Annotated in this window: 10 protein-coding genes and 1 pseudogene; all 11 read left to right on the top strand. The window is 39.3% G+C overall.

Annotated features, from left to right (window positions below; translation table 11 throughout):
• The first annotated feature begins 18 nt into the window (after positions 1-18).
• The 11 genes and pseudogenes from ygfK to xdh all read left to right on the top strand — a co-directional run bounded on the left by ygfK (position 19) and on the right by xdh (position 15,335).
• Positions 19-3,023: pseudogene (gene ygfK / locus KQI94_RS06725) on the top strand (putative selenate reductase subunit YgfK).
• A gap of 29 nt (positions 3,024-3,052) precedes the next feature.
• On the top strand, positions 3,053-4,426 hold the full coding sequence (hydA, locus tag KQI94_RS06720; protein WP_002368905.1) for a dihydropyrimidinase: 1,374 nt from the start codon (positions 3,053-3,055) through the stop codon (positions 4,424-4,426).
• A gap of 23 nt (positions 4,427-4,449) precedes the next feature.
• On the top strand, positions 4,450-5,643 hold the full coding sequence (dpaL, locus tag KQI94_RS06715) for a diaminopropionate ammonia-lyase (protein ID WP_002368906.1): 1,194 nt from the start codon (positions 4,450-4,452) through the stop codon (positions 5,641-5,643).
• Positions 5,634-6,959: a YgeY family selenium metabolism-linked hydrolase gene (locus tag KQI94_RS06710; protein WP_002368907.1), complete on the top strand. Its 1,326-nt coding sequence runs from the start codon at positions 5,634-5,636 to the stop codon at positions 6,957-6,959. The genes dpaL and KQI94_RS06710 overlap by 10 nt, the downstream gene beginning before the upstream one ends.
• 38 nt (positions 6,960-6,997) lie before the next feature.
• On the top strand, positions 6,998-8,191 hold the full coding sequence (gene ygeW / locus KQI94_RS06705) for a knotted carbamoyltransferase YgeW (protein WP_216454345.1): 1,194 nt from the start codon (positions 6,998-7,000) through the stop codon (positions 8,189-8,191).
• A 240-nt stretch (positions 8,192-8,431) separates the two neighbouring features.
• Positions 8,432-9,376 (top strand): carbamate kinase, encoded by a 945-nt coding sequence (gene arcC / locus KQI94_RS06700; RefSeq protein ID WP_216454344.1) that lies wholly within the window; start codon positions 8,432-8,434, stop codon positions 9,374-9,376.
• Between the two features lie 14 nt (positions 9,377-9,390).
• Positions 9,391-9,771: a RidA family protein gene (locus tag KQI94_RS06695; RefSeq protein ID WP_002356593.1), complete on the top strand. Its 381-nt coding sequence runs from the start codon at positions 9,391-9,393 to the stop codon at positions 9,769-9,771.
• Between the two features lie 93 nt (positions 9,772-9,864).
• Positions 9,865-11,184: a nucleobase:cation symporter-2 family protein gene (locus KQI94_RS06690; RefSeq protein ID WP_002356594.1), complete on the top strand. Its 1,320-nt coding sequence runs from the start codon at positions 9,865-9,867 to the stop codon at positions 11,182-11,184.
• 93 nt (positions 11,185-11,277) lie between these two features.
• Positions 11,278-11,637: a LysR family transcriptional regulator gene (locus KQI94_RS06685; protein WP_002356595.1), complete on the top strand. Its 360-nt coding sequence runs from the start codon at positions 11,278-11,280 to the stop codon at positions 11,635-11,637.
• Complete coding sequence (locus KQI94_RS06680; RefSeq protein WP_002368910.1) at positions 11,634-12,641, top strand: XdhC/CoxI family protein; 1,008 nt, start codon at positions 11,634-11,636, stop codon at positions 12,639-12,641. Before KQI94_RS06685 ends, KQI94_RS06680 begins: the two co-directional genes overlap by 4 nt.
• Before the next feature lie 120 nt (positions 12,642-12,761).
• The gene (xdh, locus tag KQI94_RS06675; RefSeq protein ID WP_002368913.1) at positions 12,762-15,335 is read left to right on the top strand and encodes a selenium-dependent xanthine dehydrogenase; all 2,574 of its coding nucleotides are present in this window, start codon (positions 12,762-12,764) and stop codon (positions 15,333-15,335) included.
• The last annotated feature ends 1 nt before the right edge of the window (position 15,336 follow it).

Genomic DNA, 15,336 nt, shown 5'->3' with positions numbered 1-15,336 from the left:
ATAAAAGGAGTGACGTTAATGAGTGATATTATGCATCCCATCTCAATTGATGCTTTGTTAAATTGGATTTTTAGTGAGTATCAACAAGATGGCACAATTTTTGGCATTCGTAAATTTTATCATGCGGATCCTACAAAAACGATTTCGCTATTTGGAGAAAAAATGGAAACCCCTTGTGGTCCAGCAGCAGGTCCTCATACACAATTAGCACAAAATATTATTGCGGCTTATTTAACAGGTTCTCGTTTTTTTGAAGTTAAGACAGTCCAAATACTGGATGGAGAAGATTTACCGGTGAGTAAACCATGTATCGCAGCTGCGGATGAATGTTACAACGTTGAGTGGTCCACAGAACTGCGTGTTCCCCAAGCTTATGATGAATACGTCAAAGCATGGTTTGTTTTGAAGTTACTTAGTAAAGAGTTCGAGCTAGGTGACCCGAATGGTTTCATTTTTAATATGAGTGTTGGCTATGATTTGGCAGGGATTCAATCACCAAAAATTGATCGTTATATTAACGAAATGCAGAACGCAGAAGGAACGCCGATTTGGGCGGAATGCCAAGCAGCTGCCAAAAAATATCTATCTTCTTTTAAAAAAGTAGATGACTTATATATCGAAGCAATTAGTCCTAAAGTCTGTCATTCTATTACGCTGTCGACTTTACACGGCTGTCCATCAGATGAAATTGAACGAATTGCGGCCTATTTATTAAGTGAAAAAGGGCTCCATTCCTTTATTAAATGTAATCCAACCATGTTAGGTTATGAATATGCGCGTCAAACGATGGATGAGCTAGGGTTTGATTATATGGTTTTTGACGATCACCATTTTAAAGAAGATTTACAATTTGAAGAAGCAGTACCGATGTTACAACGTCTGCAATTATTAGCTAATAGTAAAAATATAAGCTTCGGAGTTAAAATTACGAACACTTTCCCAGTAACGATTGCAGCAAATGAATTACCTGGTGATGAAATGTACATGTCAGGACGTTCGCTATTTCCTCTTAGTATTTCATTGGCACAAAAATTATCAGAAGCATTTGATGGGAAACTACAAATTTCTTATTCTGGCGGTGCAGATATTTTCAATAGTAAAGAAATATTTGATGCTGGGATTTGGCCAATCACTATGGCAACGACGCTGTTGAAACCTGGTGGCTATCAACGAATGAATCAAGTTGCTAATGTATTGGGCGCAGCAGAATATCCTCAGATGGTTCATGTCAACTTGGATAAATTAGCTCAAGTTGTTGAGAAAGCTAAAACACAAGCGCGTTACCAAAAATCAATTAAATTACCAGAAAGTACCAAACTAAGAAAAACAGTTCCGTTAACAGATTGTTATATTGCTCCTTGTCGAAGTGACGGTGGTTGTCCGATCAATCAGGATATTCCTGCTTACCTTCGTTATGTAAGTGAAGGCAATTATTTAAAGGCCTTGCAAGTAATTGTCGATAAAAATCCGTTGCCTTTTATTACTGGAACCATTTGTGCACATCCTTGTATGACTAAATGTACACGTCAATTTTATGAAGAATCTATTCATATTCGGGAAGTGAAGTTAGAAGCAGCTGAACATGCCTATGATGAATTATTGACGACACTAGAAAAGCCACAGCCAAAAGAAAATGCACCTAAAACAGCTGTTGTGGGTGGAGGTCCTGCAGGGATCTCTGCTGGGTATTTATTAGCACGTGAAGGCATGCCTGTTACTGTGTTTGAAAAATCCGAGACAATTGGGGGCGTTTGTAGCCAGATTGTACCAGAATTTCGAATTTCTATGGAATCTGTTCAAAAAGACGTTCAGTTAGCGGAATTTATGGGAGCTGAATTCCGTACAGGACAAGAGGCGCCATCATTGGCAGAATTGAAAAACCAAGGCTATACGAATGTTATTTATGCCATTGGTGCATGGAAACATGGGGTCCTTCGTTTAGAATCTGGGCGAGCATTGAACTCGTTAGAATTTTTAAAAGCAAACCGAGAAAATCCAACGCTTAATCCTTACGGGGAACAGATTGTCGTCGTTGGTGGCGGAAATACAGCCATGGACTGTGCTCGTGCAGCCACAACATTGCTTGGTGTTAAAAAAGTCTCAGTGGTTTATCGTCGGAATAAACGCAATATGCCAGCAGATGAAGAAGAACTTTATTTAGCCTTAGAAGATGGTGTTGACTTTTTAGAATTACTTTCGCCAATTAAACATGAAAATCAACAATTAACTTGTGAAAAAATGGTCCTAGGTGAACGAGATGCTTCTGGACGCCGTCGTCCAGTTGGTACAGGAGAAATGATTGATATTTCTGCTGATACAGTGATTGCCGCTGTTGGTGAAAAAGTAGATACAGAGTTTTACCAATCATTAGGCATTCACACGGACAACTATGGGAAAGTCGTTTCAAATCAAGAAACATTGGAAACAAATATACCAGGCGTCTATGTCATTGGTGACGCTAATTTAGGACCAGCCACAATTGTTGAAGCAATCGCTGATGCAACCAAAGCGGCCAATAATATTTGTCTTGTCCACAATCATCACTATGAAAAAGATAATTTAAATAGTGATGTCGCATTTGTTAGAAACAAACGGGGTATCCTTGTGACAGACGAGATGTCTTGTAGTCAAGCTAGTCGTTGCTTAGAATGCTCCACAATTTGTGAATCTTGTATGGATGTCTGTCCAAACCGAGCAAATATTGTTGTGTATGTCGAAGGAAAACCACAAATTGTCCATGTTGATCGGATGTGTAACGAATGTGGCAACTGTGAAACATTTTGCCCTTATGCAAGTGCCCCTTACAAAGACAAATTTACCTTATTTAACAGTGAAGCTGATTTTTATGACAGTACTAATTCAGGTTTCTATGTTCAAAATCCTGTGGATAAAATTTGTTTACTGCGTTTATGGGAACGGTGTCAACAATTCAATTAACGGATCAAGGATTAGATGTACCAGAAGATTTAATCGCATTAATGGTAACTATGATTGAAGAATATGCTTATTGTATGCAAGCATAAAAGGAAATTTACGACTGGGGGATAAATAAATGTCTATTCTGCTCAAAGGTGGAACCGTCGTATCTGCATATAATCGTCGTCAATTGGATATTCGAATTGACGGCGAGCAAATTGTAGAGATGGGGGCAAATTTACCAGTAGAAAATTCTCAGATTGAGGATGTTACGGGGTGTTATGTATTACCAGGCTTTATTGATGCGCACACGCATCTGGAATTAAATAATGGCAAAGGTTCGTTAAGTACGGCGGATAACTTTACTACTGGAAGCCAAGCGGCGGTGGCCAAAGGTACGACTACGGTTATTGATATGGCTACACCTAATAAAGGTGGCTCATTGAAAGACTGTTTAGCTACTTGGAATCAATTGGCTGAAGGCAAGAGTTCATGTGATTATACTTACCATATGTCCATGATCGAATGGAACCCAACGATAGCTGCTGAAATTCAGGAAATGATTGCTGCAGGTATTACTTCCTTCAAAATGTATATGGCTTATGATAACTTACGGACCACAGATGCGGAAATTTTTGAAGCGATGAAGGAAATAAAAAAAGTTAATGGAATGTTAGGCGTTCATTGTGAAAATGGTGATTTAGTAGATGAATTAATCCAATCATATGTTTCTCAAGGAAAGTTAGCCCCGCACTATCATCCGTTATCAAGACCGGCGGCTGTGGAAGCAGAAGCGGTAGCAAGATATTTGATGATAGCGGAAATGGCTGATTTGCCGGTTAATATTGTGCATTTAAGCACAAAACGATCGTTAGAAGCGGTGGAACGGGCTCGTCAAAGAGGACAATCAGTCTATGTAGAAACTTGCCCTCAATATCTTTTACTAGATGATCACTTGTATGATGCGCCTAATTTTGAAGCAGCAAAATATGTCTGCTCACCGCCACTACGCAAACGAGAGGATCAACAGGCTTTGTGGCAAGGAATTAAAGAGGGGGCAATCAATACAATATCGACAGATCACTGCAGTTTTAATTTTCACGGACAAAAAACAGTTGGCAAAGATGATTTTAGTAAAATTCCCAATGGGATGCCAGGTGTTGAAACGAGACCAGAATTAATTTACACGGAAGGTGTGGCGAAGGGCCGAATCACCTTGGAAAAAATGGTTGCTCTGCTTTCTGAAAATATTGCTAAACAATTCTCGATGTATCCACAAAAAGGTGTGGTGCAAGAAGGCAGTGATGCCGATTTAGTTGTTTGGGATCCCAGAACAACCGGCGTGATTGCTGCGAGAACGCAGTTACAAAATGTCGACTATACGCCGTATGAAGGATTTGAAACACAAGGACAGGCTCGAATGGTTTATTTAAGAGGTCAAAAAGTTGCTGAAGCTGGGCAAGTCATCTTGGCAAATCAAGGTAAATTTGTTTTTCGTAAAGCAACTTAAAAATAGAAGGAGGAGAAGTATTTTTGGAAAAAATTAAATGGACAGCAAATGAAATGCCGAAGACGGAGGATAAGTACTTACCTCTGATGTCTAAAGAAAAAATTGAGAAAGCTTTGGCTTTTCACAAAAGTTTTCCACAGTATTCAGAAACACCATTAGCAGAATTGAATCATATGGCCGCTTATCTGGAGTTAAATGATTTCTTTGTTAAAGATGAATCTTATCGCTTTGGTTTAAATGCTTTTAAAGTCTTAGGTGGTTCGTTTGCCATGGCTAACTATATTGCCGAAAAATTAAAGAAAGATGTTTCGGAACTAACATATGATGAATTAACTTCTGATCAATTACGATCAGCTTTTGGACAAGCTACGTTTTTTACAGCAACTGATGGCAACCATGGACGAGGAGTCGCTTGGGCTGCGAATAAATTAGGCCAAAAATCAGTTGTACTCATGCCGAAGGGTTCAACACAGACGAGAAAAGAAAATATTGAAAAAGAAGGCGCAACCGTCACAATCGAAGAAGTTAATTACGATGAATGTGTGCGAATGGCTAATAAAATGGCCGAAGAAACTGAAAACGGTGTCATGGTTCAAGACACCGCTTGGGACGGATATGAAAAAATTCCAACTTGGATTATGCAAGGATACGGAACGATGGCGTTAGAAGCCTCTCAACAATTAAGAAAATTTGGCTCTGAACGACCTAGTCATGTTTTTGTTCAAGCTGGTGTCGGCAGTTTAGCTGGTGCGGTGATTGGTTATTTTGCTAATACTTTTCCAGAAAAACCACCGATTATGGTCGTAGTTGAGGCACAGGCGGCTGATTGTTTATATCAATCAGCAATTAAAAAAGACGGAGAAATTCGCTTTGTCGATGGTGATTTACAGACAATTATGGCTGGCTTAGCATGTGGAGAACCTAATACGATTTCTTTTGATATTCTAAAAAATCATACATCCTTCTTTGTTTCAGCACCAGATTGGGTTTCTGAAAAAGGAATGCGTATGTTGGGCGCGCCATTAAAAGGGGATCCGCAAGTTGTATCAGGCGAATCTGGGGCAGTAGCAATGGGCTTAGTAGCTACAGTGATGCAAGATCCCGACTATCAAGAATTACGTGAGGCATTGCAACTGGATGAGACGTCAAACGTTTTAATGTTTTCTACCGAAGGAGACACTGATCCAGACAATTATAAAAAAATTTTATGGAGGTAAAAGGAATGGATTTTAATGCAGTAAATGCAGCAGCAGAAGGTTACAGAGAAGATATGGTCAAATTTTTAAGAGACCTTGTCAAAATTCCAGGAGAAAGTGCAGAAGAAGGCAACAAAATTGCGCGAGCAAAAGCCGAAATGGAAAAATTAGGTTTCGATAAAATTGACATTGATCCTCAAGGAAATTTACTTGGTTATATGGGGTCTGGTGAAAAATTAATTGCTTTTGATGGGCACATGGATACTGTCGGAATTGGTGAAATGAGTAACTGGAAATTTGATCCTTACGATGGCTATGAAACAGAAACTGAGATCGGTGGTCGCGGTACGTCTGACCAAGAAGGCGGGATTGTTTCGGCTATTTATGGCGCTAAAATCATGAAAGATTTAGGTCTATTATCAGAAAAATACACTGCTTTAGTAACAGTTACTGTCCAAGAAGAAGACTGTGACGGTTTATGCTGGCAATACATTATCAAAGAAGACGGTATCCGTCCAGAATTTGTTGTTTCAACAGAGCCAACAGATGGTGGGATTTATCGTGGTCAACGAGGCCGAATGGAAATTAAAGTTGATGTCAAAGGCGTTTCGTGTCATGGCTCAGCACCAGAACGTGGAGATAATGCCATTTACAAAATGGCGGATATCTTACAAGATGTTCGTGCCTTAAACAACAATGGAGATACAGAAAGTACAGCGATTCGTGGTTTAGTTCGTATGTTAGATCCTAAGTACAATCCAGAGTGGCAAGAAGCCCGTTTCTTAGGACGTGGTACGGTGACTGTTTCGCAAATTTTCCATTCTTCACCAAGTCGGTGTGCTGTTGCGGATGGCTGTACCGTTTCACTAGACCGTCGAATGACTGCTGGAGAAACTTGGGAAAGTTGTTTAGAAGAAATTCGCAATTTACCAGCTGTTAAAAAATATGGAGATGATGTGACGGTTTCAATGTACAACTATAATCGTCCTTCTTATACTGATTTAACTTATGAAATTGAATGTTATTTCCCAACGTGGGTAATTCCAGAAAATCATGATGTAACAAAAGCCTTGATGGAAACGCATAAAAATCTCTATGGAGAAACACGGAAAGGCTCTGTAGAAACAGTGGAAATGCGTGAAGAACGCCCATTGCTAGATAAGTGGACCTTCTCAACAAATGGCGTTTCAATTATGGGACGTAATGGCATTCCTTGTATTGGTTTCGGGCCAGGGGCGGAAGCACAAGCACATGCACCAAATGAAAAAACTTGGAAAGATGATTTGGTTCGTTGTGCAGCCGTTTATGCGGCATTACCAACGGTTTATTGTGGTTAAGTAAAGGGTTATTAGACAAGAAAAAAGGAGCAGATGGAATGGAAACGTTTAAAGAATATATTGAGAAATTAGATAAATTAGAATTTGAAAAAATGTACGAAAATGACTTTTTCCTAACTTGGGAAAAAACAAGAGATGAATTAGAAGCTGTTTTCACAGTTGCCGATACATTACGCTATTTAAGAGAAAATAATATTTCAACTAAAATTTTTGATAGTGGCTTGGGGATTTCTTTATTCCGCGACAACTCTACAAGAACACGTTTTAGTTTCGCTTCAGCGTGTAATCTTTTGGGCTTAGAAGTTCAAGATTTAGACGAAGGAAAAAGTCAAATTTCTCACGGAGAAACTGTTCGTGAGACAGCAAACATGATTTCTTTTATGGCTGATATCATTGGTATTCGTGATGACATGTACATTGGTAAAGGCAATGCTTACATGCACGAAGTATCAGAATCTGTCCAAGAAGGATATAAAGATGGGGTATTAGAACAACGCCCAACGTTAGTGAATTTACAATGTGATATTGACCATCCGACGCAAGCAATGGCGGATGCGTTGCATTTAATTCATGAATTTGGTGGTATTGAAAACCTGAAAGGGAAAAAAGTTGCCATGACTTGGGCGTATTCACCATCTTATGGAAAACCATTTTCTGTTCCTCAAGGAATTGTTGGTCTAATGACCCGTTTAGGAATGGATGTCGTCTTAGCACATCCAGAAGGTTATGAAATTATGCCAGAAGTAGAAGAAGTTGCGAAGAAAAATGCGGCAGAATTTGGTGGAAACTTTACTAAAACGAATAGTATGGCAGAAGCATTCAAAGATGCGGATGTTGTTTATCCGAAAAGCTGGGCACCTTTTGCGGCAATGGAAAAGCGAACTGAATTATATGGCAATGGTGACCAAGCAGGAATTGATCAATTAGAACAAGAATTACTTTCTCAAAATAAAAAGCACAAAGATTGGGAATGTACAGAAGAATTGATGAAAACAACAAAAGACGGCAAAGCTTTGTATATGCATTGTCTACCAGCTGATATTACTGGCGTTAGTTGTGAAGAAGGCGAAGTGGAAGCTTCTGTTTTCGATCGTTATCGGGTCGAACTTTACAAAGAAGCTAGCTACAAACCGTATGTTATTGCGGCTATGATTTTCTTAAGTAAAGTAAAAAATCCACAAAAAACCTTAACAGACTTAGCGGATAAAGCGACACCAAGAGAAGTAAAATAATGAATTTGGCATGAAGACAGATGCTTTTTCTTTACACAATGAATCATTAGAAGTTGCCTCTTCAACATGAACAAATAAGACCTTCCCAAGTCTATTCATGAATGTGTGATTGTCTCGAGTCAAGAACGCTTAGTCATGTGCGTTGACTTCATGCAACGACAACAGACAGTTAATACGAAAACTCGTTGTGAAAAAGAAAAAGCATCGTCCTTTTTATAAAACAGAAAATGAGGTGAAGCAATGGGCAAACGCGTCGTAGTAGCTTTAGGTGGCAATGCTTTAGGAAATAATTTGACGGAGCAGATGACTGCCGTAAAACAGACCTCCAAAGCGATTGCAGATTTGATTGAAGCAGGATATGAAGTTATTTTATCTCATGGCAATGGTCCTCAAGTGGGGATGATTCAATTAGCTATGGAAGAATTTTCCTTTAATAATCCACAATATCCAGTTGTTCCGTTATCCATGTGCGTAGCCATGAGTCAAAGTTACATTGGCTATGATTTAGAGAATGCGCTACAAGAAGAGTTGCGTCAGCGAAATATAAGTAAAGCCGTCACCACCATAGTCACTCAAGTGGTCGTGGATGAAAATGATCCGGCGTTCAAAAAACCAACGAAACCAATTGGTCGCTTCATGACAAAAGAAGAAGCAGAACAATTAGTCAAAGAAAAAAATATACAAGTGATGGAAGATGCTGGCCGTGGTTATCGCCAAGTCGTCGCTTCTCCTAAACCAAAAAATATTGTCGAACTTCTCACGATTCAAACATTGGTTGACGCTGGCCAAACAGTCATTGCTGGCGGCGGTGGTGGCATCCCAGTCATTCAAGAAGGGAACCGACTAAAAGGTGTAAATGCAGTCATCGACAAAGATTTTTGTAGTGAACGACTGGCTGAACAAGTGGATGCTGATCTGATCGTGATTTTAACAGCAGTTGAAAAAGTTTGTATTAATTTTGGTAAAGAAAATCAAGAATCCTTAGGGAATATTTCAACAGAAAAAATGAAACAATATGCGCAAGAAGGTCAGTTTGCTCCAGGTTCAATGTTACCAAAAGTTGAAGCAGCGATTAAGTTTGCTGAATCTAAGCCAGGTCGAAAAACATTGATTACGTTATTAGAAAAAGCCAAAGAAGGATTATCTGGAAAAACAGGGACTTTAATTGAAAATAAAGAATCATAGAATGGAGGAAAACGATGACAAACAAAATGATTAATTCTGCACAGGCACCAGCTGCTGTAGGACCTTATTCACATTCTGTCTTAGCGGGAAATACGTTGTACATTTCTGGACAACTAGGTTTAGATCCGCAATCGGGCGAAATGAAGGCTACAGTGGAAGAACAAGCAAAACAAGCTTTTATCAATTTAGGTTCGATTTTAAAAGAGGTCGAAATGACCTATGATAATGTTGTGAAAACAACGGTGTTTTTACAACATATGTCTGATTTTAGCAAAATTAACGAAATCTATGGGAATTACTTTTCAGAAGTTTTGCCTGCACGTTCTTGTGTAGAAGTAGCCAAGTTGCCAAAAGATGGTTTATTTGAAATTGAAGCAGTTGCTGTCAAAGGATAATTTTTAAGATGTTTCTGAGGGAAAAAGGATTGCATTCTTTACTGATTAAGGGGAACAATCCTTTTAGAATAAAAAGAAGAAGGAAACGATCCTATGAATGAAAAAAAAGAGCAAGCATTATTTGAATATGATGCGAAACTATCAATTTCTGAAGCAATTCCGATGGGATTGCAACACGTTGTCGCAGCAGTAGTAGGGATTGTCACACCGGGAATTATGATTGCCAAAGTTTGCCAATTAAGTCCTAGTGATACGACTATTTTGATTCAAACATCATTGATTTTTTCAGCAGTTGCCACGTTAATTCAACTTTTCCCTATTTTTGGAAAAGTGGGTTCACGGTTACCAGTTATGATGGGGGCAAGTTTTGCGTATGTACCGATTTTGATGGCCATCGGAGCTGATTTTGGGATTGCAGCAATTTTTGGTTCCCAATTAGTTGGCAGTATTCTTGTTATTATTGTTGGTTTGTTCATTAAAAAAATACGTGTGTTGTTTCCGCCTTTAGTAACAGGAACGGTTATTTTAAGTATTGGACTATCCCTGTTTCCAGTTGCGATTAAGTATATGGCAGGAGGAGCTGGTAGTGCTGATTTTGGTTCAGCCCGGAATTGGTTAGTTGCATTATTAACCTTTGCGATTGTCTTTTACTTCAATTATTTTGCAAAAGGATTTTTGAAGTTATCCGCAATTTTAAACGGAATGGTTATTGGTTATTTGATTTCTTTAGCTTTAGGGATGGTTAGTTTTGAGCCAGTTCAAAATGCTAAAATCGTTCAGGTAATTACCCCGTTTCATTTTGGACTGGATTTTCAACTGGTACCAATCTTTACGCTTGTGGTGATGTTTATTGTTGATGCTGTTCAAGCCATCGGTCAATTTACAGCAACAACGGTTGGGGCAATGGATCGGGATGCAACGGATGAAGAATTATCTGGCGGAATTATGGGGAGTGGTTTCACTAACTTTATTGGCAGTTTATTTGGATCAATCCCAGTGGCAACTTTTGGACAAAATGTTGGTCTGGTTACGGTAACAAAAGTGATTAATAAATATGTTCTGGTTTTCGCTTCAGTTATATTATTAATTGCTGGTTTTGTTCCGAAAGTAGCTGCATTATTAACTACGATTCCTTACGCGGTAATTGGTGGCGCAACGATTTCAGTTTTTGCTTCTATTTCTATGACAGGTATTCGGATGATTGCTTCGCAGGAAATGACTCCTCGAAATACTGGGGTTGTCGGAACAGCTCTAGCATTTGGAATTGGTGTCACATTGTCTACTGGAAGCTTAGCTGGTTTTCCAACTTGGGTAACAACGATTTTCGGTAATTCGGAAGTTATCTTAACCACTTTGGTAGCAGTCCTTTTAAATGTCATTTTAAAACCAAAAAAGCGCGTAGCACTTGAGTGAAGATTGTTTTTTTTGATACGAAAGTGAGTAAGCTTTCGTATCCTTTTTCCCTTACGTTATCTATAAAAAAATGAACGAATAAAGGAGGAGAAGATGTTTACGTATTCCTTGAACTTAAAATTAAAAACAGATCGGAACTTTTTTGGTCCTGGCGTTGTCGAAGTTTTACAAAAAATTCAGCAAACTGGTTCACTAAACTTAGCGGCAAAAGAGATGAAAATGTCTTATAATAAGGCATGGCGGATTGTGCGGGTAGCTGAAGAAGAGCTATCTTTTCCATTAATTATCAAAAGTGTTGGTGGTTGTAATGGTGGCGGGTCAATTGTTACGGATCAAGGAAAAGAGTTGATTGATCAATATCTTTTATTTGAGAAAAAAGTGTATCAACAGGTAGAGGCATGCTTTGAAGAAATATTTAAAGAACAGGATGTAGTATCGGAGGAACTGAAATGAGAGAAGTATTTCAGCGTTTGAAACAGGCAATATTGGAAAAGCAAGACACGATGTTATTAACGATTGGTACAAGTTCAGGATCTACACCACGAAGTCAAGGGGCTAGAATGCTGGTTTCCGCCGAAGGTAGAATAGCCGGAACTGTTGGTGGTGGGGCGGTTGAATTTCAGGCTGAACAAGTGGCAAAAAAGCTACTTATTGAGAAAGAAAATGTACAACGTCAATTTATTTTAGCACCGAATAATATTGCTGATTTAGGCATGGTCTGTGGCGGAAATGTCACGATTTTTTTCCATTATCTTTCATGGGAAACGCCATTTTTAAAAGAGTTGTGTGAGTCCATAGAAACGCATTTTCAAAATAATCAACAAGGTTGGTTAATGACTGAACTAGATCAAAACAATTTAGGAAAAGTATCCTTTTATAGTGAAACAGGCGAATTGATTGGTTCCACTTCTTGGGAGGGGGAATTAAGTTTGCTACCTAAAGGTATCCATTGTGAGCAAAAAGAGGACATAATTTTTTTAACAGAAGCGATCCTCCAAGTAGGGAAAGTGTATATTTTTGGAAGTGGTCATGTCGCACGCGCATTGGTACCTATTTTAAACTATTTATCGTTTTATTGCGTTGTAGTGGACGATCGTCCAGAATTTTTGACGGCACAAGCTTTTCCACAAGCTGAGGAACTACGGGTGATTCCTTTAGAAAATTTAGCTGCATTTATTGAAATAACGGCGGACGATTATGGTATAGTAATTACCAGAGGACACAATTTTGATTTCATCGTTGCCAAACAGTTATTGGAAACACCAGCCAAATATATTGGTGTGATGGGGAGCAAACACAAAATTGCTTCACAAGTTCGACGGTTAAAAGAGGTCGGTTATACAATGAATGAAATTGAAAGAATTTTCATGCCAATTGGCTTAGACATTGCAGCCGAAACACCAGAAGAGTTAGCGATTAGCATCGCGGGAGAATTAATTCAACAGCGCTATCAATAATGAGGACCTTTAAGTTAAATAAAAAACTTTTTTTGCTAAAAAATAATTTTTAGAATGAAGATTTGTGGTATAATCTAGGTGATTGAACACTAAACTATATCAGAAATCGAGGTGCAAGAAATGTATTCAATTATTGTAAATGGTCAAAGTGAAACCTGTGAAACAAACAAAAAATTAATGGACTTTTTGCGGGAGGATCTGGGCCTAACTGGAACAAAAGATGGCTGTAACCAAGGCTCTTGCGGTGCATGTACGGTGTTAGTAAATGGAAAGGCTTCCAAAGCATGTTTGTTTACTCTAGAAAAATTAGCTGGTAAAGAAGTCACGACAATCGAAGGTTTAAGCCAACGGCAAAAAGATGTCTATGCTTATGCGTTTGCAAAAACGGGTGCAGTTCAGTGCGGGTATTGCATCCCTGGGATGGTTATTTCGGCACAAGGATTATTGAACAAGAAACCCGAACCCACAAAAGAAGACATTCAGAAAGCTTTACGCGGGAACATTTGTCGTTGTACAGGATATGTGAAAATAATAGAAGCCATTCAGTTAGCTGCTAAAATGTTTTGTGAAGAAACGAGCATTCCAGAAGAACATTCGAATGGTAAATTAGGGGAAGACTTCCAACGGGTCGATGCAGTGGAGAAAACCTTAGGAACAGGGATTTATGTAGATGACATTGACATAGAAGGAATGCTTCATGCATCTGCTTTGCGGAGTACCTATCCTCGTGCAAAAGTTCTATCAATCGATAGTACCCAAGCGTTGGCGCATCCTGACTGTGTGGCTGTGTTCACAGCTAAAGACGTTCCAGGAAATAATAAAATTGGTCATTTAGAATTTATTTCCGATTGGGATGTAATGATTCCAGAAGGTGAAATAACACGGTATGTTGGGGATGCAGTGGCACTCGTTGTTTCAAAAAGAAAAGAAACCTTACCAGAGATAAAAAATTTAGTGGAAGTTGATTACGAAGAAATGATACCGCTTACTTCTTGTGAAGCTGCTTTAGCAGAAGGTGCACCAGCTATTCATGAAAAGGGCAATATCTTGTCTCATGAACACTTGGTACGTGGCAACGCAGATGAAGTATTAGCAAATTCTGCGTTTGTAGTGACAGAACATTATTCCGTACCAATTAACGAACATGCCTTCATGGAACCCGAGTGTGCGATTGCACAGCCTGAAGGTGAGGGCATTTTACTCTTTAGTGCGGGTCAAAGTATCTATGATGAACAACGGGAAGTGGCTCGGATGTTAGGACTGGATAAGGAAAAAATTCATGTTCAATCAAAACTTGTTGGTGGCGGTTTTGGTGGAAAAGAAGACATGAGTGTTCAGCATCATGCATCCTTAGCCGCTTGGTTATTGAAGAAACCAGTAAAAGTACTGCTAAGCCGTGAAGAAAGTTTGATGGTTCATCCCAAACGCCATGGCATGGAAATGGACTTTACGACCGGCTGTGATGAAGAAGGTAATTTAACTGCAATGAAAGCAGTGATTTATGCGGATACTGGGGCCTATGCTTCTTTAGGAGGACCGGTATTGCAACGGGCTTGTACACATGCGGCAGGTCCCTACAAGTATCAAACGATTGATGTGGAAGGGTTTGCTGTATATACTAATAATCCGCCAGCAGGTGCATTTCGCGGATTTGGTGTTTGCCAAACGGCTTTTGCAATTGAAAGTAATTTAAACTTGTTAGCAGAAAAAGTCGGACTATCACCATGGGAAATACGCTTTAAAAATGCCGTCGCCCCAGGAGATACTTTACCGAATGGACAATTGGTCTCGAAAAATGCGGCGTTAAAAGAAGCCTTGTTAGCGGTTAAAGACGTCTATGAACAAGCGGAAGTTGCTGGAATTTCTAGTTTCTTTAAAAATAGTGGCGTGGGTGTGGGGCTACCTGATACAGGGCGTTGTATTATTTCTGTTGAAGAAGGAAAAATACATGTCCGCACAAGTGCTGCTTGTATCGGTCAAGGGATGGCAACCGTTACGACGCAAATTGCCTGTGAAACATTAAATTTACCACCAGAAATGATTGTTGCGGAAGCACCTGATACGAGAAGAACGCCGAATTCAGGAACAACAACGGCTTCGAGGCAGTCACTCTTCACAGGAGAAGCTACTAGAAGAGCGGCAATGCAATTACGGTATGAACTTGATATGGGACGTGCTTTAAGTGATTTGGAAGGTGAAGAATTTTATGGGGAATATTCAGCGAAAACGGATCCATTAATCAATGATAAAAAAAGTCCAGTTAGTCATGCTGGTTATGGTTATGCTGCTGAAGTAGCTATTCTAGATGACAAAGGAAAAGTAGCTAAATTTGTGGCTGCGTATGATATGGGGCAAGTGGTGAATCCACGAGCTGCTGAAGGTCAAATTGAAGGTGGGATTGCGATGGGCATGGGGTATGCTTTAACTGAAAAATTTGCCTTAGAAGAAGGCTATGTTAAAGCAAAATATGCAACGCTAGGATTAGTGAACGCCACTCAAGTACCACCAATCGAAACAATTTTGATTCATGCTGACAATCTTCACGAAGGTTTAGCCTATGGAATTAAAGGCGTAGGTGAGTTAGCAACGATCCCTACCGCACCAGCTTTAGCAGGCGCATATTTTGCCTTGGATGGTCAGCTCCGACCAAGTCTGCCTTTAGAAAATACCCCTTATCAAAAGAAAAAAAGATAAA

It is taken from the genome of Enterococcus sp. S183_ASV_20, assembly GCF_018919685.1.
GTDB lineage: Bacteria > Bacillota > Bacilli > Lactobacillales > Enterococcaceae > Enterococcus > Enterococcus faecalis.
This window is presented reverse-complemented; position numbering and strand designations above follow the sequence as displayed.